This is a genomic window from Halomonas sp. QHL1 (assembly GCF_001882345.1).
GTDB lineage: Bacteria > Pseudomonadota > Gammaproteobacteria > Pseudomonadales > Halomonadaceae > Vreelandella.
Genome location: NZ_MINL01000001.1, coordinates 1,615,886 through 1,639,487, shown reverse-complemented (window position 1 = coordinate 1,639,487; position 23,602 = coordinate 1,615,886). Strand labels below are relative to the sequence as shown.

The 23,602-nt window shown below is 55.3% G+C and carries 19 protein-coding genes and 1 riboswitch; of the genes, 11 read left to right on the top strand and 8 right to left on the bottom strand.

Going from position 1 to position 23,602, the window contains the following annotated elements:
* Window positions 1–12 precede the first annotated feature (12 nt).
* The 3 genes from QHL1GM_RS07530 to QHL1GM_RS07520 form a co-directional block, all read right to left on the bottom strand.
* Entirely contained in the window at window positions 13–879 is an 867-nt protein-coding gene (locus QHL1GM_RS07530; RefSeq protein WP_071693909.1) for a transglutaminase family protein, read from the bottom strand.
* Window positions 876–3,302, bottom strand: a complete 2,427-nt coding sequence (locus QHL1GM_RS07525; protein WP_071693908.1) for a circularly permuted type 2 ATP-grasp protein — start codon at window positions 3,300–3,302, stop codon at window positions 876–878. The genes QHL1GM_RS07530 and QHL1GM_RS07525 overlap by 4 nt, the downstream gene beginning before the upstream one ends.
* 96 nt (window positions 3,303–3,398) lie before the next feature.
* Window positions 3,399–6,749, bottom strand: a complete 3,351-nt coding sequence (locus QHL1GM_RS07520) for a DUF2126 domain-containing protein (RefSeq protein WP_071693907.1) — start codon at window positions 6,747–6,749, stop codon at window positions 3,399–3,401.
* 359 nt (window positions 6,750–7,108) lie between these two features.
* Here QHL1GM_RS07520 and QHL1GM_RS07515 point away from each other — a divergent pair, with 359 nt between their 5' ends.
* Window positions 7,109–8,590 carry a circularly permuted type 2 ATP-grasp protein gene (locus QHL1GM_RS07515; protein WP_071693906.1) on the top strand — a complete coding sequence of 494 codons (1,482 nt, stop codon included), beginning with the start codon at window positions 7,109–7,111 and terminating at the stop codon, window positions 8,588–8,590.
* Between the two features lie 4 nt (window positions 8,591–8,594).
* Window positions 8,595–9,605 carry an alpha-E domain-containing protein gene (locus QHL1GM_RS07510; protein ID WP_071693905.1) on the top strand — a complete coding sequence of 337 codons (1,011 nt, stop codon included), beginning with the start codon at window positions 8,595–8,597 and terminating at the stop codon, window positions 9,603–9,605.
* On the opposite strand, the gene QHL1GM_RS07505 is transcribed toward QHL1GM_RS07510, so the two are convergent.
* On the bottom strand, window positions 9,602–10,672 hold the full coding sequence (locus QHL1GM_RS07505) for a putative zinc-binding metallopeptidase (protein ID WP_071693904.1): 1,071 nt from the start codon (window positions 10,670–10,672) through the stop codon (window positions 9,602–9,604). The genes QHL1GM_RS07510 and QHL1GM_RS07505 overlap by 4 nt on opposite strands.
* A 274-nt stretch (window positions 10,673–10,946) precedes the next feature.
* Here QHL1GM_RS07505 and QHL1GM_RS07500 point away from each other — a divergent pair, with 274 nt between their 5' ends.
* Window positions 10,947–12,446, top strand: coding sequence for a CoA-acylating methylmalonate-semialdehyde dehydrogenase (locus QHL1GM_RS07500; protein ID WP_071693903.1), 1,500 nt, complete (start codon window positions 10,947–10,949; stop codon window positions 12,444–12,446).
* 90 nt (window positions 12,447–12,536) lie between these two features.
* Here the strand turns inward: QHL1GM_RS07500 and QHL1GM_RS07495 are convergent, their stop codons facing one another.
* The gene (locus tag QHL1GM_RS07495) at window positions 12,537–13,229 is read right to left on the bottom strand and encodes a hypothetical protein (RefSeq protein ID WP_071693902.1); all 693 of its coding nucleotides are present in this window, start codon (window positions 13,227–13,229) and stop codon (window positions 12,537–12,539) included.
* A 177-nt stretch (window positions 13,230–13,406) separates the two neighbouring features.
* Here QHL1GM_RS07495 and QHL1GM_RS07490 point away from each other — a divergent pair, with 177 nt between their 5' ends.
* The 7 genes from QHL1GM_RS07490 (at window position 13,407) to QHL1GM_RS07460 (ending at window position 21,090) form a co-directional block, all read left to right on the top strand.
* Complete coding sequence (locus QHL1GM_RS07490) at window positions 13,407–13,988, top strand: peroxidase-related enzyme (RefSeq protein ID WP_071693901.1); 582 nt, start codon at window positions 13,407–13,409, stop codon at window positions 13,986–13,988.
* A gap of 113 nt (window positions 13,989–14,101) precedes the next feature.
* Window positions 14,102–14,209, top strand: a riboswitch (TPP riboswitch).
* Window positions 14,199–15,572, top strand: a complete 1,374-nt coding sequence (locus QHL1GM_RS07485) for a sodium:solute symporter (protein WP_071693900.1) — start codon at window positions 14,199–14,201, stop codon at window positions 15,570–15,572. It overlaps the preceding riboswitch by 11 nt.
* 69 nt (window positions 15,573–15,641) lie before the next feature.
* Complete coding sequence (locus tag QHL1GM_RS07480) at window positions 15,642–17,066, top strand: diguanylate cyclase (protein WP_071693899.1); 1,425 nt, start codon at window positions 15,642–15,644, stop codon at window positions 17,064–17,066.
* A gap of 24 nt (window positions 17,067–17,090) precedes the next feature.
* Window positions 17,091–18,059, top strand: coding sequence for a magnesium/cobalt transporter CorA (corA, locus tag QHL1GM_RS07475; protein ID WP_071693898.1), 969 nt, complete (start codon window positions 17,091–17,093; stop codon window positions 18,057–18,059).
* Between the two features lie 166 nt (window positions 18,060–18,225).
* Window positions 18,226–18,804: an NnrU family protein gene (locus tag QHL1GM_RS07470; RefSeq protein ID WP_071693897.1), complete on the top strand. Its 579-nt coding sequence runs from the start codon at window positions 18,226–18,228 to the stop codon at window positions 18,802–18,804.
* Window positions 18,805–18,835: 31 nt separating this feature from the next.
* Window positions 18,836–20,026, top strand: a complete 1,191-nt coding sequence (locus QHL1GM_RS07465; RefSeq protein ID WP_071693896.1) for a zinc-binding dehydrogenase — start codon at window positions 18,836–18,838, stop codon at window positions 20,024–20,026.
* Window positions 20,026–21,090: a proline racemase family protein gene (locus tag QHL1GM_RS07460; protein WP_175540360.1), complete on the top strand. Its 1,065-nt coding sequence runs from the start codon at window positions 20,026–20,028 to the stop codon at window positions 21,088–21,090. Before QHL1GM_RS07465 ends, QHL1GM_RS07460 begins: the two co-directional genes overlap by 1 nt.
* Window positions 21,091–21,105: 15 nt before the next feature.
* Here the strand turns inward: QHL1GM_RS07460 and QHL1GM_RS07455 are convergent, their stop codons facing one another.
* The 3 genes from QHL1GM_RS07455 to QHL1GM_RS07445 form a co-directional block, all read right to left on the bottom strand.
* On the bottom strand, window positions 21,106–21,306 hold the full coding sequence (locus tag QHL1GM_RS07455; RefSeq protein WP_071693895.1) for a DUF1289 domain-containing protein: 201 nt from the start codon (window positions 21,304–21,306) through the stop codon (window positions 21,106–21,108).
* On the bottom strand, window positions 21,306–21,722 hold the full coding sequence (gene arfB / locus QHL1GM_RS07450; protein ID WP_071693894.1) for an alternative ribosome rescue aminoacyl-tRNA hydrolase ArfB: 417 nt from the start codon (window positions 21,720–21,722) through the stop codon (window positions 21,306–21,308). The genes QHL1GM_RS07455 and arfB overlap by 1 nt, the downstream gene beginning before the upstream one ends.
* Before the next feature lie 86 nt (window positions 21,723–21,808).
* Window positions 21,809–22,756: a D-2-hydroxyacid dehydrogenase family protein gene (locus tag QHL1GM_RS07445; RefSeq protein ID WP_071693893.1), complete on the bottom strand. Its 948-nt coding sequence runs from the start codon at window positions 22,754–22,756 to the stop codon at window positions 21,809–21,811.
* Between the two features lie 161 nt (window positions 22,757–22,917).
* On the opposite strand from QHL1GM_RS07445, the gene QHL1GM_RS07440 reads away from it, so the two are divergent.
* Window positions 22,918–23,532 carry a flavin reductase family protein gene (locus QHL1GM_RS07440; RefSeq protein WP_071693892.1) on the top strand — a complete coding sequence of 205 codons (615 nt, stop codon included), beginning with the start codon at window positions 22,918–22,920 and terminating at the stop codon, window positions 23,530–23,532.
* Window positions 23,533–23,602: the final 70 nt, after the last annotated feature.

Here is a 23,602-nt window from a genome sequence, read left to right as displayed (position 1 = left end):
AGTTGGCGGGTATCAACCCGCCAACGGCATCACATCGACTTCGACTTCCAGCCGGTGCTCACCGCCTCCGTTCATAACGCCTTTGAGCGGGGCGACATCGGCGTAATCCCGCCCCCAGGCCAACACCGGGTGCTGCTCGCCAGCCACGGTGCCGTTGGTGGGGTCAAGGGCCAGCCAACCCCATTCAGGAATCCAGGTAGCCAGCCACGCATGGGAAGCATCTGCGCCTATCAGCCGTGGCTGCCCAGGCGGCGGCTGAGTTTCTAAGTAACCGCTGACATAGCGTGCAGCGAGGCCTACCGAGCGCAATGCACCAATCGCCAGATGAGCAAAGTCCTGACAGACCCCGCGTCGGCTGGCGAGTACCTCGCTAAGCGGCGTCGCCAGCGTGGTGAAGCTGGGATCATACCCAAACGTTTTGTAAATTAGTTCGTTAAGCGCTAAAGCCGCCTCGACTATCGGCCTGCCTGGGGTAAAGCAGCTGTGGGCAAAATTGGCTAGCTCGTCGTTGCGGCGGATAAACGGTGAGTCGAGGCGGTAGAGTTGAATATCAAAGCTGTTTGCCTGGTTAAGTTGCTGAGCAACGCTTTCCCACGCTGTGGAGGTAGGCGGTAGCGTTGCTAAGGGTTGTGTGCTCAGCGGCGTTACCACGGTGACATCCAACGTTTGATGGACTTCCTCCATAGCGAAATAGAGCACTCGATTGCCGAATACATCGCGGCGCTCCATCTGTATCTGCGGCGCGGGGCTGATCTGCAGTTCTGATGCGCCACACTGCTGGTGTGGGGTTTTGCGCGGTAGCACCCGCGCTTCGCTATGGCACAGTGTTACTGGCGCGCTGTAGTGGTAGCGGGTGGTATGGCGCAGCGTGTAGTTCATGCATCGGGCTCCATGCTGACTAACTGGCGTGGCCGCTCCACATGGCTGAAATGACTCTGGCTAATGGCTTCAGAAAGCGCGCTTAAAGGTTCAATGAGTGCATCCAGCAGTTGCGCTAAGGCATCTTGCGCCTCGCAGGTATCGGCCAAGTGGCTTAAGCGATCAATGTCGGCAAGATGGAGTGCGGCATTGGCCTGAATTAACAGCCGTCGCTCAGCGTTGCGGTAGGGCGATGAGCTGCCCGGCAGGCGATCCATCTGACGCTCAATGCGCTTGAGCATATAGCCCACCGAACGGGGATTGGTTTCATCGAACAGCAGTAGATCGAGAATCGCCGCAGGGTGAAGCTCGCTGCGGTAGCGGCGGCGATAGGCGGTAAAGTTATCGGTGGTGGCGAGCACGACTTCCCATAGCGCCAGCCCCGGCGAGTGCGGCGCATTGAGCGTAAGCTTGAGCAGCGATAGCAGTCCCAGCACGCGATCCAGGAAGCGACCAATATCCATAAACCGCCAGCCGTAGTGATGCGGCATGGTTTCGTTACATAGCCCGAAGAAGGCGGCTAGCTGTGCAGAAAGCCCTTCGCAGGCGCGCCGCGCCGCGCTGGCTCCCAAGCTTGGGTTGAAGGTGGCCATGCGCTGGCGCAGTTGGTGTACTACCCGCCAGGAGTCGTCGCCTAAATGGTCACGCACGCTGCGTGCGTTGCGCATTAACTGTGCAAAAAGGGGCTGCAACGCCTGAGGATCTACGTCATCAAACTGGGCCAGCAGCGCGGCGCGCTTTAGATCAAAGCCAATCAGCGGTGCCTTTAGCCGCTGTTCGTCCTCTTCGTTTAACGTGGTGATATCCAGGGCTAGCAGGAGTTCATCGAGCAGTTGATCGGCGATCTCATCCTGGTCGTACTCCATTAACCTCATCAGCGCTTCACGCAGCAGTCGCGCGCGGGTGTCTAAGCGCTCGCCGTAGCGGCCTAACCAGAATAGGCTTTCAGCTACTCGGCTGGGTAGGTCGGTGCCGTCACGGGTAGCCACCACAGGGCCGCGGGCCTGGCGGAGCTGGCTAACATGTGGCTGGGGAGAGACCGCCGTAACCCACACATCCTTAACGATGGTGCTGCTTAAGGACGGCGAACCAGGCTCGCCGACCCAGGCTAAACCACCGGGCATTACTTGGTACTCGCTAGTCGCGCTACTTTTAGCAGCAGTGCTGCTTTTGGCAGTGGCATTGGGTGTGCGTGTTACAAAACAGCGTAGGTTGAGCGTGGTGGGCTCCAGGCGCTGTAAGTGGCTATCAAAAATCGGTGCAGTGGCGGGTTGAGTCGAGGCATCGGCGTTGGGCAACAGCAGGGTCTCACCCAGCAGGTGCTCGCACAGCATCGGTAAGTAATCAGCTAACACCGGGGCTTCCAAAATGCCCACACCCAAAGCATTCGATAGCGCCACGCCGCCTGCGCGCATGGCCTGCAGTAACCCAGGTACGCCCAACTGCGAATCGCCGCGCAGCTCCAGAGGGTCGCAGTAAGCGTCGTCGCAGTGGCGCAGTATCACATCGACTGGCTGCAAACCGCCCAGTGTGCGCAGCCACACCTGGGTATCACGGACGACCAAATCCTGCCCTTCTACCAGTGCAATATTGAGGTAGTTGGCTAAATAGGCGTGCTCAAAATAGCGGGGGCTCCCCGGCCCCGGCGTCAATAAGATAAGCGTAGGGTTATCGCGATGCTGATAGGCCATGGCGATCAGCGTGCGGTGGTGTAGGTCAAGAAACCCAGCTAACCGCTTTAATGGCGCATTGCGATACATATCCGGCAGCGCGCGGGCCATCAGTATGCGGTTTTCAAGTGCAAGCCCAGTGCCTGATGGCGCCTGTAGGCGGTCTGCCATCACCCGCCACTGGCCCTGAGTATCCTGAATTACATCCACGCCGTGGAAAATAATCGGCGCGCGGTCATTGGGCAGTGACTGGTGGCAGGGCAGTAATAAATGCGCTGAGGCAAGCAGCTCTTGGGTGGGCAGCAGCCCCGCTTCAAAGAGCGTTTTGGGCCCATAAATATCGTCATAGAGGGCGCTAAGCAGACGACTGCGCTGGATTAGCCCTGCTTCTAATGCTTGCCACTGTGGTTGATCAATCACCCAGGGTAGCGGGTCGAGCCGCCACGAACGCCCCTGGGTTTCATCATGCATATTAAAAATTACGCCGTTTTCAGCCAATAGACGCTGAATCTCGTCTTGCTGCTGGTGACGACCCGACGAGCCCAGGCTTTCCAACGAGCCGAGCAAGCTCTGCCAGCCGCGGCGTAACTGCCCCTGGCCATCGAGCATGGCGTCGAACGTGCCGGGCTGTCCCTTGCCTAGCTGGTTTAAGTAATCCTCAACGAGCCCGTTAGCCACGGGCGCGAGAAGTGAGGGAGAGACAGGGGCCGTCATTATCCTTGTAATCCTAAAAAGTAGGTGGCGGATTATCCTGCACTGGCCGCTAAGAGAAAAGCATTAGCTTAGGTACCTTCTGATTAGTTAAAAACATTAGCTAGGCGTCCAGCGCAGGTCGAGGGTCTGCGGCAGTTCCAGGCTGGGGGTTTCCAGCTTGGGAACCTGATGGCCATGGCGATGGCCGCTGTCACTAAAACGCCCCAGTCTTCGCGCTTCGGCTTCAAACGCATTGACCGGGAAGGTATCGAAATTACGCCCTGTGGGGTGCACCACGTAGTAGGTACAGCCCGCGACTGAGCGCTGGTTCCAGGTGTCGACCACATCAAACACCAGCGGCGCGTGAATGGGAATTTGCGGATGCAGCGCCGAGGGAGGCTGCCAAGCGCGGTAACGCACTCCGGCCACGGCTTCGCCGTTTCTACCTGTAGCTGAAAGGGGTACCCGGCGGCCGTTGCAGGTGACTACGTAGCGGTCACCGCTCATGCCACTAACCTTGACTTCCAAACGCTCCACCGAGGAATCCACGTAGCGGGCAGTGCCGCCAGCGGAGGCCTCTTCACCAAGCACATGCCAGGGTTCGATGGCTTGGCGCAGCTCGATGTCGAGCATGGGGGTATGTAAGCGCCCGTGCAGCGGAAAGCGGAACTCCAAGAAGGGGGCAAACCACTCCAGGTCAAAATCGAAGCCGTGGCGGCGCAAGTCACCCAGCACGTCATCAAGGTCATTCCACAGGTAGTGGGGCAGCATCCAGCGATCCTGCAAGGCGCTTCCCCAGCGCACCGGCTTGGCCCGGTAGGGCGTTTTCCAGCAGCGTGCTACCAAGGCGCGGATCAGCAGCATCTGCATCAGCCCCATACGGGCATGGGGCGGCATCTCAAAGCCGCGGAGTTCCAGTAAACCGAGGCGACCGCTGTCGCTATCCGGCGAGTAGAGCTTGTCGATACAGAACTCGGCACGGTGGGTATTACCGGTTAGGTCGGTGAGCAGGTGGCGCAGCAAGCGATCGACCAGCCAGGGCTGTACCACTTCGCCTTCGGGCATATGCTGTAGGGCGATCTCCAGCTCATAGAGCGCTTCATGGCGCGCTTCATCCACTCGCGGCGCTTGGCTGGTGGGGCCAATAAACAGCCCTGAAAACAGGTAAGAGAGACTCGGGTGATGCTGCCAGTAGGTGACTAAACTGGCCAGCAGGTCCGGACGACGCAGAAACGGTGAGTCGTCAGGCGTCAACCCGCCGAGGGTGACATGGTTGCCGCCGCCGGTGCCGGTATGGCGCCCATCCAGCATAAATTTTTCAGTGCCCAGACGGGTCTCCCGTGCCTCGGCATACAGCCGTTCGGTTTGTGCCACTAGGGTTTGCCAACTGGCCGCGGGCATAATATTTACTTCGATCACGCCGGGGTCGGGGGTGATCATAAAGTTTTCCAGGCGCGGGTCTCTCGGCGGCGAGTAACCCTCTACCATGACCGGGCAAGCGAGCTCCTTGGCGCACTCCTCAACTGTGCTAATCAAGTCAAGGTAGTGCTCTAAGCTGGTCAGTGGTGGCAGGAAAATATGCAGGCGGCCATCCCGTGGCTCCACACATAGGCTGGTGTGAATGACGCTACTTTCCCGGTCAATGTTTGCCCGTGGCTGCTGTTGAACGGATTCGCCCTCGGGATGCGATGGGCTAGGGTGGCTTGAGCGACCCAAGCGTTCGGCATCGCTGATATGCAGCTGTTCGGCGTTGCGGCGGGCGACTTCACCGTGAATATCGCCCAGTTCAGGCCGTGGCGCGAACAGCGATTCAGGCTGCGGCTGCTCCTCTGGGTCAGCCCAGGGCAGTGCCGAAAGCGGCAAGCGTAGGCCCATGGGCGAGTCGCCAGGTACCAGAAATAAGTGGTCGCGCTTGAGTGGCCAGCGGCCGCTCTCCCAGCGGTGAGCTTGGCTGATCGAGTGTCGCAGTGGCAGGGCGTAGCCCACGACTTCGTCCAATCCCTGCTCTAGCAAACGGGCTAAGCGATGGCGTTCGGCGTCATCTTTGAGATTGGCTTCCCGCGGGTCGACATTGACCGGCAGCGACTGCTCTTTCCAAAGGTAGTAGTAGGCATCTTCATAGGCTGGAATCCAATAGCGTTCGGCAAGGCCCAAGCGTTCGCTAAGGGCCTTGGTGAAGCGTTTCGCCATCGCATTATCAACGTCTACCTTGGGGGCGCCTTCCATACAGGCCAGCCATTGAGGGTCTCGCCATAGCGGCACACCATCTTTACGCCAGTAGCAGGCTAGCGCCCAGCGGGGCAGCGGTTCGCCGGGATACCACTTGCCTTGCTGTTGCTGAATGGCGCTGCCGGGGGCGTAAGCGGCCTGCAGCCGGGATAGCAGTGCTTCGGCGCGTTCGCGCTTGTGCTCGCCTAACGATTCGGTATTCCACTGCGGGCTCTCCATATCATCTACGGATACGAAGGTGGGTTCGCCCCCCATGGTGAGGCGTACATCCTGCTGCAATAGTTCAGCGTCCACTTGGTCGCCCAGCGTGCAGATACGCTGCCACTGTTCATCGCTATAGGGCTTGGTGACCCGTGGGTCTTCATGGATGCGCTCGACTTCCATGGTCACATCAAAAGTGACTTCACACTTATCCGAAAACCCTGTGATGGCCGCGGCGCTACCGGTCGTCGGAGTGGCGGCGAGCGGGATGTGGCCTTCGCCAGCGAACAGACCCGAGGTTGGGTCGAGACCTACCCAGCCAGCGCCGGGCAGGAATACTTCGGTCCAGGCGTGCAGGTCGGTGAAGTCCACCTCGCTGCCGCTGGGGCCATCCAGCGCTTTAACATCGGGCTTGAGCTGAATGAGGTAGCCCGACACAAATCGTGCGGCAAGGCCCAGATGGCGGAAAATCTGCACCAGCAGCCAGGCGCTGTCGCGGCAGGAGCCGCTGGCGAGTGTCAGCGTCTCTTCGCAGCTCTGAACACCAGGCTCCAGGCGTACTAGATAACCGATGTCATCCTGCAGTCGCTGATTAAGCGCCACTAAGAAATCGACGGTGGTAGTCGGTTCGCGGGGCACGGCTTTGAGCCACTCCATCAGCCGCGGCCCAGTCTCGGTTATTTCAAGATAGGGGCCCAGTTCCTGGCGCAGTGCTTCTGGGTAAGCAAAGGGAATCGTTTGCGCAATATCGTCCAAGAAGAAATCGAACGGATTGATCACCGTCATCGGGGCAATTAGCTCGACGGCAATGGTTAACTCTTTACGCGGTTCGGGGAACACCACTCGGGCATTGAAATTACCAAACGGATCCTGTTGCCAGTTTAAAAAGTGGTCATCGCCGGAGAGTTTGAGCGAGTACGACTCAATGTGGGTGCGACAGTGGGGTGCCGGGCGCAGCCGAATAACGTGGGGCGAAAGACGCACCGGACGGTCAAAGTGGTAAGTCGTACGATGATACAAGGCAACGCGAATGGTCATGGGCCACCCTCAAAAGAACCGATATCAACCGGTTGGTTGGGCTAAGGAATAACCGAACGTTCCGCAAGTATCGTTCCACTTTTACTTTTTTGCAGCCGCTATCTTAACTAAGGCGTTTAACTAAAGTGGAAATCACGTTATGCACCAACTTGATGCCAGCTCCCCGCACCAAGATAGAGCATTAAGGCGCTTTAAGTTTCTTATGCTCCCTGTCAAGTAGCGTTTAGGTAAGCAAACGTTGAAATATCGCAAAAGATGGTACGCATTTTGCTCTCAATTGTTTGATTGTTTTGCGCGCGGCAAGCCTACACTTAGCAATGAGGAAGTTGCCGCTTCCACCCAGCGCCAGGAGAGCGCCCATGAGCCAAGTGAATTGGAATAACTATGCGTGTCGTGATTACTACGATGAGCTGATGGCCGCACCCGGACAGCCACGCGAGTCAGCGGGTGAATTGTGCAACATGTTGGCAAGGTTTAGCGCCGGTGAGCTAGCTGAGCGGAAAACCGCGGCAGAGATCGCTATTCGCACCATGGGGATTACCTTCACCGTCTACTCTGAAGGCGCGATGATTGATCGCGCCTGGCCCTTTGATATTGTGCCGCGGATTATTCCCGCCAGTGAGTGGCGTAAAACCGAGGCGGGCCTTAAGCAGCGCGTGCAGGCGCTTAATCTATTTATCGATGATCTGTACCACGATCAAAAAGTCATTAAGGACAAAGTGCTACCCGCCGAGGTGCTGGCGCAGTCGGTTAATTTCCGCCCCCAGTGTGTGGGCATTAATCCGCCTCACGGTGTGTGGGCCCATGTGTGTGGTTCAGACCTCGTGCGCGACGGCGACGGCACGCTCTACGTGCTGGAGGATAACTTACGCATTCCTTCCGGTGTCTCCTATATGCTGGAAAACCGCAACGTCACCAAACGGGTACTGCCGGAGCTCTTTGCCTCAGGCAAAATTCTGCCCGTTGACGATTACGTCGCGCATCTTTACGACATGCTGGCGGCGATGTCGCCAAGGCCTGGTGATGACCCGCAGGTGGTGGTGCTAACCCCGGGGATCTACAACTCTGCCTACTTTGAGCACGCCTACCTGGCCCAACAGATGGGTGTCGAGCTGGTGCAGGGGAGTGATCTACTCGTTGATGACGATGATGTGGTGTACATGCGCACCGTGGAAGGGCTACGCCGGGTCGATGTTATTTATCGCCGTGTAGACGATGAGTTTCTCGACCCGGAAGCGTTTAATCCTGAATCCATGCTGGGGGTGGCGGGCCTAATGCGCGCCTGGCGGGCGGGTAAAGTAGCGCTCGCCAATGCACCGGGGGCTGGTGTGGCGGATGATAAGGTCGTTTACGCCTTTGTTCCCGCGTTGATTCGCTACTACCTCGACCAAGAGCCGCTGATCCCCAACGTGCCCAGCTACCTGTGTATGTTCGAAGACGACCGACGCTACGTACTCGACCACCTGGATGAGCTGGTAGTGAAACCGGCCAATGAGTCAGGGGGCTACGGCATGCTGATTGGCCCACGCTCAACCAAAGAGACCCGCGAAGAGTTTGCCCGCTTGATTACGGCGAACCCTCGCAACTATATGGCGCAGCCCACCCTGGCGCTGTCGACCACGCCTACGTTGGCGAATGGCTTGCCGCAGCCGCGCCATGTGGATTTACGCCCTTTCATACTCTCGGGTCCTGAAATTCATGTCACCACCGGTGGCTTAACACGGGTGGCATTGATTGAAGGGTCACTAGTGGTGAACTCTTCGCAAGGTGGCGGCAGTAAAGATACCTGGATTGTAGAAACCGACGATAAGGCGGCAGCGGCCGCGGTGAAAGGAGCCTAACGCCATGCTGTCACGCGTTGCAGAGAACCTCTACTGGATGGCGCGTTATATTGAGCGTGCGGAAGATACCGCGCGCTTACTGAGCGTCAATAGCCACCTTATGCTCGACTTGCCCGGGCGTTTGCCGCTCGGTTGGGCACCTCTTATTGAAATGACCGGCAGTTTGGAAGCCTTTACCGCACGCCATACCGACTTCGATGAACGTAATGTAGTGCACTTTTTGTGCGCCGATAGTGACAATGATATTTCGATTATTTCCGCGCTTGCCAGTGCCCGCGAGAACCTGAGAACCACCCGGGATGTGGTGCCCCGGGAGATTTGGGAAGAGGTTAACCAGCTCTATCTGAGCGTCGCCGATCATGCCGAAAATGGCGTTAGTCCACGCCGTCGCGATAGCTTTCTCAAAAGTGTTATTCGTGGCTGCCAGGCACTAACGGGACTGATTGAAGGCACGTTAAGCCATGGCCCTGCGCGCACCTTTATCGAGCTGGGGCGTCAGTTAGAGCGGGCCGATATGACCACCCGTATTGTGGATGTGCGCTCCGCCAGCCTGCTGCCGCAAAACCCTGAAGAGCTGCTGCCATTTGAGAACCTGCAGTGGATGAGCGTGCTCAAGTCGCTCACCGCCTACCAAATGTACCGCCAGCAGGTGCGCTTGCGCGTGCGCGGCCCCGATGTATTGCGCTTTTTGCTGCAAGATCCTAACCTGCCGCGTTCGATTGCTTGCAGCCTTGAAACCCTGGGCCATGAGCTGACGCTACTGCCTCGCCAGGACCGTCCGGCGGCGACCGTTTCACTGGTGCGCGCCGATGTGGTGGATGCCGATATCCAAGCGCTGGCCCATTCACCCAGCAAGCTGCACTTGTTTATCGACGAGCTGCAGATCGGCTTTGCCGCCATCCACGATACGCTTAGCGCAACCTACTTTGTGAATGACGACAGCGTTCCCCGCGTTACCCAAACCCAGAGTCAGAGCCAGAGTCAAAGCCACGCGGGGGACAACGATAACGACTAACCGGTGGGGGAGTCGCGCTCTAGCGGGCTGGCGGCCTGCACGATTTTATGCAGGTACGCCAGCTTCTCCTGCACCGCCGGGGCAAGCACCCCTGGGGCCAAATCGAGCAGGCCCATATCCCGGTTAAGCTCATTCACCGCCATCCCCACCTGATGAAAAGCAATCAGCATGCTCTCCAGACTGCCGTCGTACTCAACGTGGGTGATGCCCATGTGCAGTGCGGTATCCAGCACGGCGACCATATCCAAGTAGTAGGCAAATGTTTCGGCAAAATCTTCCCAAGGGTGCATGGTGGCGTAAGCGGAGATGTAGCGGTTAGGCCAGTCGCCGGGGGCACCCTGCTGATAGTAGCGCTCTAACGCTTCGGCGTAGGTTGGCCGGTGATGGTTGCCAAATACCGCGCGACATGCCTCTTCATCGCGATCCTTAACCAATACATCCCAGTAGTAGTGACCGATTTCATGGCGGAAATGACCGATCAGCGTGCGGTGGGATTCATTCATATCGACCCGCAGGCGCTCGCGCTCAACGTCGTCGGCCTCTTTGACGTTAATGGTGATGTGTCCTGCCGCATGGCCGGTATACACCTTCTCCTGGTTAGCGGTAGAGCGCCATAGTCCTTGGTCTGGCAGTGCATCGGCCATAAACGAGAAGCTTAACGGCACCGCAATATCATTTTCTTGGGTACCGTGGGGCAGTTTGAGTAGATCGAGGGTATGAAACAGGCGCCTCTTTGCTGCTTCGAGTGCCGCCCAGCGCTCACGGTTTCCATTGATAGTCAGGTCGGGAATCATGGCGTTATAACGGCAGCAGTCACAGAGTGTGTCCGCTTGGCCGTGTTCCATCACCACCAGACGATTGCACACGTTTTCGACAGCGTAGTTGTAGCACTTCATTAGCGCCGTATCACAACCTGGTTGGGTGCAGCGATAGCCGCCGTTATCCAAGGGTTCAATGGAAACTATATTGCTACAAGCAGGGCACCAGCCTACTTCTGAATGACAGGCAAGGCAGTGGGTGTTTTCGTAGAACAGCGGATTGCCACAGCGGCAGCTAAAGGTCTGCATAGATAATTCCCTGTGTTTAAACACGAGCTTTCGCCATTGCGATCCGCGAGGCTGCGGTACCCTGGTTAGCCGAAGCATAGCCAGCGCGGTGCCACAATGGAAAGGCTAATTGACGTCCTGCTGCAGATTTTATTTACTCATGTGATACTTGATTGACGTTAACGTCAACTTGCTGCTATACCCTGTGTACTTGTCTTACCGCGAAGCACTTTAAAAACAGCTTTTTTCAATACTCGCACCCATAACAACCACAATCATAGATAGGAGCAACGCTATGTCCGTTCGCGAAATTCCCATGTATATCGACGGTCAGCCCGTGCAGTCGCAAAGCCAGGAGTGGCGCGATGTCGTCAATCCAGCGACGCAAGAAGTAGTGGCTCGTGTGCCATTCTGTACCGCTGACGAAGTAGAGCGCGCTATCAGCAACTCTAAAGAGGCGTTCAAGGAGTGGCGTAAAGTGCCGCTGGGTAAGCGCATGCGCATTATGCTCAAGCTGCAGGCACTAATTCGTGACAATACCGCTGAACTGGCGGCACTGATTACTGAAGAGCACGGTAAAACCCTGCCCGATGCGGAAGGCGAAGTAGGGCGTGGTCTGGAAGTAGTAGAGCACGCCTGTTCGATTACCTCGCTGCAGTTGGGTGAATTAGCCGAAAATGCTGCCAACGAAGTAGACGTTTACACCATGCATCAACCGCTGGGGGTGGGGGCTGGGATTACCGCATTTAATTTCCCGATTATGTTGCCCTGCTTTATGTTCCCGCTGGCGATTGCCACCGGTAATACCTTTGTTCTTAAGCCCTCCGAACAAGATCCCAGCTCTACCATGCGTTTAGTGGAGCTCGCCCACGAAGCGGGTGTCCCTGCGGGTGTGCTCAACGTAGTGCACGGCGGCCCGGACGTGGCCAATCAAATCGCTGATCATCAGGATATTAAAGCACTCTCGTTCATCGGCTCTACCCACGTGGGTTCGCTGCTGTATAACCGTGCGGCAGCGGCGGGCAAGCGCATGCAGGCGATGATGGGCGCCAAGAATCACTGTGTGGTTATGCCCGATGCTAATCGTAGCCAGGCGATCAACAACCTACTGGGCTCTGCCTTTGGCGCTGCGGGCCAACGCTGCATGGCCAACTCGGTGGTGGTGCTCGTGGGAGATGCACGTGAGTGGCTGAGCGATATTGTCGATGCGGCCCGAGCAATGAAAGTAGGTCCGGGTACTCAACTTGATGCGGATTTGGGTCCTTTGGTGTCACCAGCAGCCCGTGATCGTGTACTGCGTTTAATCGATGCGGGGGAGAAAGAGGGTGCCAAACTGATGGTCGATGGTCGCAACATTCAGGTAGAGGGTTACCCCAACGGTAACTTCGTGGGGCCGACTCTGTTTGCCGACGTTACCGCCGATATGACCATTTACCGCGAAGAGATTTTTGGCCCTGTGCTGTGTGTGGTCAGTGTTGAGACGCTGGATGAGGCGATTGGCTTTATCAATGCCAACCCCAACGGCAACGGGACGTCCATCTTTACCAACTCTGGTTGGGTCGCGCGCCGTTTTGAAACCGATATCGACGTTGGCCAAATTGGTATTAACGTGCCGATTCCTGTGCCGGTTGCTTACTTCAGTTTCACCGGTTCAAGAGCTTCAAAGCTGGGCGACTTAGGCCCTAACGGTAAGCAGGCGATCGCTTTCTGGACACAAACAAAAACCGTGACGGCACGATGGTTTGAACCAGAAAATGTTTCTAGTGGCATTAATAGCACGATTTCGCTGGGTTAAATAAAGTGACACTAACTGGCCCCGCTTAAAGCGGGGCCAGTTGCTAAAGGCATCAGTTCATCGCCGTGCAAATGTAGCTAAGTGGCTGGCTTAAAAGTTATCAAACAGCGGGAGGCTCTCTTCAAGCAGCTGCTCAATGGGGCTGAGTTGGCTTTCATGCAGAACCAGTAGGGAAGGTTCGTTCATGAAGTGTTGGGCGGGTGGCACCAGTAGCGCGAATTCACCCTCTTCAAGGTGAAACTCATGTATTTCGCGCATACCCAGCGGTGTCATGCATTGTGTGCAGCGGTAGGTGTCATCTTCGCCATAAATCAACCGGTGGTACATTTTAAACAACGTATACAGGGCCAAGCCGCCCTCGAACGCTGGCCAGCGCGCTGGGGTATCGCGAATGTCGTTGGTGAGGTCCTGCCCTTCGGCTTCGGCATCGGCAATTGCATCGGCTAGTGGGGCGGCAAGAATGGCGCTTTTGTCGGCAGGGAGTGGTGTGTTGTGCTTGGAGGCGTGTTCAAAATTCTGCACCGCACGCTTAAAGTCAGACACACCACTGAGGGGGTAGTCGATATGCTGCAGGTCTTCGGGCTCACAACCGCCGTTTTCCCAGCCATGAATGACCCGGAGTGTCATTTGACCTCGTGTCATGGGGCGGGCAAGCAACATATGCAGCATTATACGAATATGTAGCTGACGCTCATCTGTATCATTTTCAAACGCTCGGTAGGGGTCAGAAAACAGCTCGTTTAGACGACCGGGGGTATGTTCCTTGGCTTCGTTATAGCTCATGACAGTGTCCCTTTGAACGAACTGTTTATTAAGAGTAGCGCGCGGCTTTTGTTACAGATCGAATCCATAGTATGGCGAGCAGGGTAGCTGATTAAAAGCAACTTAATTTAGCTTTTTGTTACCTGTCTGCTAACCCATCTTTACCAGATGATTAAACTTAACAATAAAGAGGTGAGTATGTCTGCATCATTAAGTCGTTTTAATGTGCCTGAAACATTGGATGATCTGCCAGAGGATATTCGCAGTACCATTTTGGCAGTTCAGGAGAAAGCGGGGTTTGTACCCAATGTCTTTCTGATGTTGGCCCACCGCCCCGGCGAGTTTCGGGCTTTCTTTGCCTATCACGATGCGCTGATGGAACGTGAATCGGATACCCTCACCAAAGCCGAAAAAGAGATGATTGTAGTGGCTACCAGCGCGCGTAATCGTTGCCTATATTGTGTAGTTGCTCACGGCGCACTTGTGCGCATTTACAGTAAAGATCCGCTGCTCGCTGACCAAGTGGCGATCAACCATCGCGTGGCGCCGATTAGCGAGCGCCACCGGGTGATGCTCGATTTTGCTATGCACTGTGCTATCGATGTTGGGGAAATGACCGACGAGTGGCTTACCCGCCTGCTTGAAGTAGGCTTTAGCCAAGAGGATTGCTGGGATATAGGCGCCATCGCGGCGTTTTTTGGCCTGTCGAATCGGTTGGTCACACTGGCGGGCACACCGCCCAATGAAGAGTTCTACCTGATGGGACGAGTGCCTCGCTAAGATGCCACCACCACGCCTTAACTTTACTAAGCTGTGATTATGATTGAGAATAGTTCTTGAGATGACGCTTAGAAAAGTACTGAAAAAAAGCGTTTAGAAAAAACTCCTACATTCACTGTCGCCAGGGGAGCCCTGCTTTAAAGGGGCTGAGATGCGTGCTGCGCAGACCCTGGAACCTGATCCGGTTAGTACCGGCGGAGGAAGTGCGACATGCTTTACCTGACGTCAGCCGTGCTTGGCGCGGCGCTGTGCTGCTTTGCTTATTTAGGTCTGCGTGCTCGCTGGGTGGATGGCCCACTTGATGATTACGTCACCGCCCGCAACTCGCAAACAGCTTCTACCCTAGGACTCTCCTTTCTTGCCTCAGGAATGGGCGCATGGATTCTCTTTGCGCCCCCTGAAATTGGTGCCTTTGTTGGCCCGCTGGCCCTAGCAGGCTATGCGCTAGGATCTGCACTGCCTTTCATTGTATTAGGACTGTATGGGCCGAAGATTCGCCGTGCGTTGCCCGAAGGGCGCAGCATCGCCGAGTTCGCTGAAGCGTGCTATGGCCCTGGAGTAAGGCGTTGGGTGACGCTGGTATCAATCGCCTATATGGCCTGTTTTTTAGCCGCAGAGCTAACCGCCATTGGGGCAATCACCGCGTTACTTTCCGATGTGCCACCGGCACTGGTAATTATTGGCGTAGCGCTTACCACGCTAATCTATACCGCAGCGGGTGGCCTGCGTGCCAGCCTTGCCACTGACCGATGGCAGGCGTGGCTGTTGCTGGTATTGCTGTGTGTGGTGGGTGGCATGGCGCTATGGCGGCTTCCCACTATTCCCACTGAGACTGCGCTTCCGTCCATTCCCATCACCAGTGCGCTCAGCGTAGCGTTAACGCTGGTGATCGCGGTAACCGCTGCGAACCTTTTCCACCAAGGCTATTGGCAGCGCGTGTGGGCCGCTCAAGACGATCAAAGCCTGGGGCGCGGGGCATGGTTAGGCGGGGCGATGACAGTCGTTGTCGTCATGGTGATTGGCGGTCTGGGCGTGTTAGCCGCGATGAGCGGTGTGCCTCTGGGGGAGCCGCCGATGCCGTTTTTTGCCTTACTTAGTGATGCCCCCATTTGGCTAACGTTACCCGCCTTAGTGCTGGCGGTCACTCTGGTGGCCTCCAGCGTTGATACGCTGCAAAACGGCATTGCCTCGCTGGTGGTAGCGCGCAGCGGGCAGCAGGGTGTTTCCCTGGGGGCTGCCCGCTGGGTGACGATAGTGGTGATGGTTCCGGTGGTATTGATTGCTTTGCAGGGATTATCGGTATTGCGGCTGTTTTTGATTGCCGACCTGCTGTGTGCTGCCATTGTGGTGCCTGTACTGCTCGGGCTGTGGCAACGAATGACGCCGGTCGCGGCGATTGCCGGAGGCGTCGCAGGTTTGCTGGGTGCCATTCTGCCTGGATGGGTAAGCCAGGGAAGCCTGATAGATGGTGTGGTGGCTGCCAGTTTTCCGGGCAGTATCCCCACGCTGGGGCCATTCGTTGGTGCCTTAATCGCTTCAACGCTAACCAGCGTCCTGCTCGCGGGTTTGGCTAAAAACAAGTGAGTAGCAAGCAATAAAGGGCTGGTCGCGATATGCTGGCAGCACTATAGCTATCTCATGGGCAATACAATAATGAGCTATCCCATAGCACCTGACGAAGAGATGCGATTAGCAGCCCTTTATGAGCTTGAACTGCTAGACACCCCTGACGAGCCTGCCTTTGACCGGGTCACTAGGCTGGTAACTAAGCTGCTAAATGTGCCCATCTCAACGGTGACGTTGATTGATGCTAAACGCCAATGGATAAAATCACGCGTCGGCGTTGAGACCCGCGAGACCTCTCGCGATGTAGCTTTCTGCGCTTACACCATTATGACCACAGAACCATTGATTGTTAGCGATGCCCGCCAGGATCCTCGTTTTGCAAACAATCCGTTTGTGACGGCTGTTGACGGTATTCGCTTTTATGCAGGTATTCCGCTGTGTACAACAAAAGGGCTGTCGCTAGGCTCGCTCTGCGCGATTGACACGAAGCCGCGCACCATTAGTGAGAATGAGTTGGCGGCCCTGCAAGATTTGGCAGCGATAGTCACTGATGAAATTCACCTGCGAGAGCGTCTGGTACTCGAGAAGAAGAATGCCCACGCCTCCCAGCAAGCGCTCAGTGAGTTGCACCGAAGCATGGAGAGCCAAATCGAGCGGCGTACTAACGAGCTCAAGTTAGTTATTGAGTCTGCTTACGACGCCTATATCAGCATTGATGCCCACGACGTTATTTTGGATTGGAATCGAGCGGCTGAAATGATGTTTGGCTGGCCACGAAAAGCGGCCCTGGCTAAGCCAATCACACAGCTGATTTTCCCCTCTGGGTTGCCTGATGCTAATGACCGGACGGCTATTGAGTTTATGGCCCGCCGTTATGATGGCACTGAACTACCCGTTGAGGTGCGCGTCAAAAAATTGATAATCGACCAGCGTGAGCGGCGAAGTCTCTTTATTCACGATATTACCGAGCGACAGCAGCTAGAGCGGCTGCGTGATCAGCAGGCCCGTGAAGATGTATTAACCAAGCTGCCTAACCGGCGCGCTTTGGATGAGCGGTTGCCTGAGGCAATGGCACGCACTCGACGCACCCAGCAACCGTTAGCCATTCTGTTTATGGACCTAGATGGTTTTAAGGCGATTAACGACGCCCATGGGCACGCCGTGGGTGATGAACTGCTGCGTGTGATCGCTAACAGATTGGGGAAAACAATACGCGAAACCGATTATATAGCACGCTGGGCCGGGGACGAGTTCGTCTTACTCTTAGAAGGGAGTGAGCCCACGGCAATCGAGTCGCTGGCCAATAAATTAGTTAAGGTGGTTCAAGAGCCGCTGGACGCTGGCAATGCAGCGTTGCACGTCAGTGTTAGTATCGGCGTTGCGGTTTATTTACCCGCGAGCGCTGAGACAGCCAATGAACTGCTTAAGCGCGCTGATGTAGCTATGTATGAAGCCAAACGTTCTGGAAAAGCCCAAGTACGTATTGCCCAGCCTGCGGATAGTGCTTATTAAGACCGGAAACAATCAAGGACGACCATGATTCGAGCTATTCTGACCACTCCTGAAGGCGAAACTCACGAGGGCGATGAAAGCCTGTTAGCAGTGTGTCAATCCACGCCTGGTAGCCATATCTGGATCGATATGCAGGGGGAGTCCCAGCAAAGCGAACGGACAATTTTAGAGACGTTTGAGTTTCACCCGATGGCGATTCAAGATGCCCATAAAGAGCGCCATCCGCCTAAAATTGAAGAGTTTGACAACCACACGCTGATTATTTATCGCGGCATCTCCTCCTTCGATGCTGAACTGAACTATCTACCTCAACAGGTCTGTTTTTTTGTGGGCGAACGTTTCTTGGTCACGCTGCACCCCGGTCAAGCGCTCTCTATAGAACGGCTATTTAACGAGCACGGTAAAGCGCTACTGGCCCACTCCCCGGAACACGTTGCGCTGCGGGTGATGTACATTTCAGCGGGCTTTTATATCGATAGCTTGCTCGAATTTGAAACGGCGTTAAGCGATCTGGAAGACGAACTGCTGGAAAATGGTAATGATGTGCTAATGCGTAAGATCATTAGTTACCGTTCCCGGTTGGTTAAAATGCGCCGCATCTTTAGCTACCACCAGGGGATTACCCAAGAACTCACCGCTTACGACTATGAGCATTTACCACGCGAAAAGAGTGAAACCCTGCACGCCATCAACGATGTAGCGGATCGCTTTGAGCGTCTCTACACCTTGACCCAAATGTACTACGACATTTGCGGTGACTTGGTCGATGGCTATATCTCTATTTCTTCCCACCAGCTAAATATCACCATGCGCGTACTCACCGTGATTACCGCGATCTTTGTTCCTCTAACGTTTATCGCCGGAATCTACGGCATGAACTTCGAAAATATGCCCGAGCTACATTATCAGTACGGCTACTTTTTTGTTTGGGGTGCCATGCTGGGTATCGGCGGGGTACTGATTTGGTTGTTTAAGCGCAAGCACTGGTTTTAAAGACTGGTTTTAAGGACTGGTTCTAGCCGCGCCGGGGAACGACCCGCCAGGAAACGAAAAGTTGACGCATGCATAGGTGCTTGACGGCTTAGTGTGGCATCCTCTCCAGCGACCAAGACTATAAGGCATAAAGCCGTCGACTAGCGTTTTTACCGGGAGTTGTTCCATGACGATTATGATTATCGGGCTGCTGATTTTTTTAGGCAGCCACTCTGTACGCATCTTTGCTGAAAACTGGCGTCAGCAGCAGATTGCGAAACACGGCGAAACCACTTGGAAAGTAGCCTATTCGGCGGTATCTATCGTTGGGCTCGCCATTGCTATTTACGGTTTTGGCCAGATGCGCCTCGACCCTATCTATATCTGGTATCCGCCAATGGGAATGCGCCATGCGGTGGCGCTGCTGATGGTGCCCGCCTTTATTATGCTAGTGGCGGCCTACATTCCCCATAACGCGATTAAAGCCAAGCTTGGCCATCCAATGATGCTGGCGGTTAAAATCTGGGCGTTTGCTCACCTGCTGGCCAACGGTCTCTTGGGCGATATTATCTTTTTTGCTGCCTTTCTTATCTGGGCTATCCTGGCATTTAAAACTGCCAAAAAGCGCGACCGCCTTACACCGCCTGCGCCCGTCAGAACATCTAAAATGGCCACCATTGCTACCGTTCTCGTCGGCTTGATAGCGTATGTGGTGTTTGCCTTTTACTTGCACACCGTACTGATTGGCGTCCCTGTTTTTAGCTAATCGGGCGTTAGCCCAACATAGGAGTCACTCCATGGCCGAGACGACACCCACGGTGCCCACCACAATGGCTGCCATGCTTTTGACCGGACATGGCGGTATCGAGAAGCTGGAATATCATCAGGATATCGCCACACCGCGGCCCAAGGCGGGCGAAGTGCTGGTGCAGGTGACCGCAACGGCGAAGAACAACACTGACCGAAAAGCGCGGGAAGGGCTTTATCCCACCAAGGATAAAGGCGATGTTACCTCCTTTGCCATGGGCGGTACGCCAACCTTAACCTTCCCGCGTATTCAAGGTGCCGACGTAGCTGGCCGCATAGTGGCGGTCGGTGAGGGCGTTGACGCCGAGCGCATAGGTCAGCGCGGGCTGCTTGATTTTAATATCTACGCCGATGAGCGCCGAGATATTAATCTAACGCCCGATTATTACGGCCACGGGGCCGATGGTGGCTTCGCTGAGTATATCGCCGTGCCTGCTGATCAGTTTTATCACGTGCCTAACCCCGAGCTGCATGATGCTGAACTGGCCTCAATGGGTATGTGCTCTTATCAGACCGCTTACCACATGATGACTGCCGCCAAGGTGAGTGCCGGCGAACGTGTACTGGTCAGTGGTGCCAGCGGCGGTGTGGGCACTGCGCTCATTCAGCTCTGCCGTATTGTGGGTGCTGTTCCGTATGCCGTTAGCCAGTTGGACAAAGCCGAGGCGCTCAAAGCACTCGGTGCGGAAGCGGTGATTGATCGTGGCGACCTGCCGACGTTTGTTGACCGGGTGCTGGATACCACAGACGGCAAACCGATTGATGCGGTGATGGATTTGGTGGGTGGCGAGATGACCAACCTATTTATCGACACCATGATTGTCGATATGCAGGGACGTAAGAGCTACCCGCGCCTCTCCATTGCCGGTGCCAGCGGTGGCAATCTTAGCGAAATGATGTGGACCCGCGTGTATCTTTATCAAGTACAGATATTTGGCGTTTCCCACGGCACCCGAGAAGAGGCCGAGCAGCTGGTGGCGTGGATCCGCAGCGGTGAACTGAAGCCGGTACTCCATGCGGCCTTTAAGTTATCTGATCTGCATGCCGCCGAGCGCTACTTTGTCAATCGGGGCAGCAATTATCTGGGCAAAATTGTGCTTGTTCCCGATGCACAGTGGGCATCTCACGGTGCCGCGTTTGCCCTTGAAAATTCCTCTTCTGACGTTCAGGAGCGCCACTAGTGCATAACCTTCATACCATCCAGCTAATGGACACTCACGCCGGAGGCGATGTTAGCCGCATTGTCACAGGGGGGATTGATGGTCTGCCTGGCGCTACTGTGCGCGAGCAGATGGAGTACCTACGTGACGATGCCGATGGTTTGCGCCGCCTGCTGCTTGAAGAGCCCTACGGCATCCCGGAAATGTCGGTCGACTTGCTGGTGCCTGCCTCCCACCCGGACGCGGTAGCGGGTTACATCATTATGGAAGTGATGGGGTACCCCATTTACTCCGGCTCCAACACGCTGTGTACCGCCACAGCGGTGCTGGAGAGCGGCATTGTACCCAAGCAGGAAGGCATACAGCGCTTTAAGCTGGAAGCGCCAGCGGGGTTAGTGCAAATCGAAGCGAAGGTGCATAACGGCGTGGTGGAGTCGATTACTTGTGGCGGCCTGCCCAGCTATATCGATACCTATCGCGATACGATTCAAGTACCTGGGATTGGTGAAGTCACCTACTCAATCGCCTATAGCGGTGGTTTTTACGCCTTGGTCGATGCCACTGAGCTGGGCTTTAAGCTGGTGCGTGATGAGGAGCGCGCACTGTCGGAGTGTGCCTACAAAATTGTCGAAGCAATAAAAGCGCAACGGGGATTTTCCCACTACACCCTGGGCGATGTAGGACCGCTGCCATTTTTGCACTTTATGGGGCCTGAAGAGCAGATTGGAGAAGGCTATATACGCTCACGTTCAACGACCTACGTCCATCCTGGGGTTATTTGCCGCAGTACGACGGGTACCGGCACCTCGGCGCGCTTGGCGTTGATGAACTACGAAGGGCGGCTCAACCTGGGCGATAAGTTAGAGACCGTTTCACTGCGGGAGACCGGGTTTATCGGCACTTTTGTCGGTACCCATCAGGAAGGCGCTTACCAAGTGGTGGAAAACACCATTACTGGCCGCAGCTACGTGTTGGCTCGCTCAGAGATTGTTATCAACTGTGACGATCCAATGGTGGCTTGCGGTGAGCTACACCATATATTAAACGACCGCCGCCAGCCGAAAACATTGCCACTTGAGACATAGCGACGCGTCGGAAACCTAGCTGACAGACACGTAACCTTCGCTTTCCAGACGTTCCCATACCGGGGCTTTTTCAGCTTCGGTCATGCTCCCCCAGCCCGCGATTTCGTCCAGCGTTCGACCACAGCCGTGGCAGACTGACGTAGTGGGCTCGATCTGGCAAATTTGTACGCAGGGCGAGAGTGGGCGACCAGTGGGCGATGTAGAGAGCTTAGTCATTAAGATGCCGACACCTTACCGCGCAGCGTTTTAATTTTACCCTTACGGGTTTTGTGATCGACGCGGCGTCGCTGTGAACCTTTGGTGGGCTTTGTGGCGCGGCGTACTTTTTGCTGTTTGGTGGCACTCTGTATCAGCTCTTTTAAACGTGCCAGCGCATCCTCTTTATTCAGCTCAAGCTTCCGATGGCTCTGGGCTTTAATAATCACCACGCCCTCTTTGCTGATACGCTGATCCGACAACGCCATTAAGCGCTCTTTGTACAGCGGTGGCAGTGTTGAACTAAGAATATCGAAACGCAGGTGTACCGCTGAGGCGACTTTATTGACGTTCTGGCCGCCCGCGCCTTGAGCGCGAATCTGGCTAATATCAATCTCCCAATCAGCCAAGGTAACGTTGCTAGAAATGGTGAGCATTAATGGGCCCTGTGTTACTCGTGAACCCATAAGGCTAGCACAATTGGCACAGAGGCGGGGGTCGCTGCACCATTTAGTGCGCTCTATTAACCCGCTAGATTGTTGACTGGCTGACCATTCATATAGGCCAGCAGGTTGCTAAACGCATCGCCAAAGTAGAGCTCGTAGCTATCTTTTTCCACGTAGCCAAGGTGCGGTGTGGCGACCAGATTGGGCAGTTCCAGCAGTGAGTTTTCAAACACAGGTTCTGCATCGAATACGTCTACCGCAGCTTGGCCAGGCTGCCCGGCTTTGAGTGCTTGTTCCAGCGCCCCAGGCGCCAATAGCTGGGAACGGCTGGTGTTGACCAGTAGTGATGTAGGCTTCATCTGGGTGAGGGAGTCAGCGCTGACGATACCGCGGGTGTCTTCGTTTAATCGTAGGTGCAGGCTGAGTACATCCGCACGCTGGAAAAAGTCTATTTGGCTTTTGGCCACTTCAAACCCCGCATCGGTAGCGCGTTGGCGGGTTCCTTCACGCCCCCATACCAGCACGTTCATTTCAAACGCCTGACCATAGCGTGCAACTAGGCTGCCGATTTTCCCATAGCCAAAAATGCCTAGGGTGCGACCTTTAAGACCTGTGCCTAAGGTACGCTGCCAACGGCCCGCTTTCAGGTTCTCAACTTCTGCCGGTATATGGCGCATTGCCGCCAGCACTAAACCCCAGGTTAATTCTGCCGCCGCATAAGGCGAGCCAGTGCCCGCCATTACGGTGACGCCATGGCGGCGGCAAGACTCCATATCCACATGCGCTGCACCGCCACCCGTCTGGCTAATGACTTTCAGGTTGGGTAAGCGCTCCAGTAGGGCAGCCGTGATAGGCGTACGCTCACGAATCAACACTAACGCCTCGGCCTCCTGAAAACGCGCACTTAGCGCGTCCAGGTCGGTAGGGGTGTCGTGATAGATCGTTACCTCTTGTCCGTCTAGCTGCTTGAAGGCGTCTAAACTGCGCACACAGTCCTGATAATCATCGGCAATGACAATCTTCATTGAATCGGTTCCTTGCTGGGCAGCGCTTATGTTTGTAAAACGCATCTGTGCTGGCAATGCTGTTATAAATTGATACTACTCTAGAAGGGTACTCTGAAAGGCTATTTTTAAAGCGTATTCTGAAAAATAGCACTTTTAAACCCGTTACCAAGGAGCCAAAAATGAGCGATTACCTATTAGATGAATCCCCGCTAAGCCCTGGGGTTATTTATCGGTTGCTATCCGGCACAGTTTGCCCACGTCCTATCGCCTGGGTGTCTACCCAGGATGAGCGGGGAAACACCAATTTGGCGCCGTTTTCCTTCTTCAATGTCGTCAGTGTCAATCCACCGGTACTCGCATTTTCTCCTCTGCTTAATGGTAGCGGCGAACTTAAGGACACAGTGCGTAATTTAAATGAAGTATCAGAATGCGTTGTGCATGTGGGTAGTGAAGCATTAATTGAAGCGCTTAATACCACCAGCGCCACCTTGCCACCAGGAGAGGATGAATTTGCCCTGGCCGGCCTTGAAAAGGCTGAGATGTCTGGCGTAAGCGTACCGCGGATTGCTAATGCTCCCGTGGCTTTTGGTTGCAAACTGTTCGATATGATTCGTTTTGGCGACCAACCGTTGGCTGGCACCTTAGTGTTGGCCCAAGTCGTTTCCATCCATATTGATGATGCGTTGTGGGATGGTCGCCATGTGGATATGGATAAGCTCAAACCTGTTGGGCGATTAGCGGGCAGTGATTACATTCGAATTAGCGACCGTTTTGCTATCGAACGACCCGCTTAGTAAGTATTCAATATTTTTAAGCGTATGATTTTTAATGCTATTCCAGTTTTTTGGCTAGCTGGTGAAAATT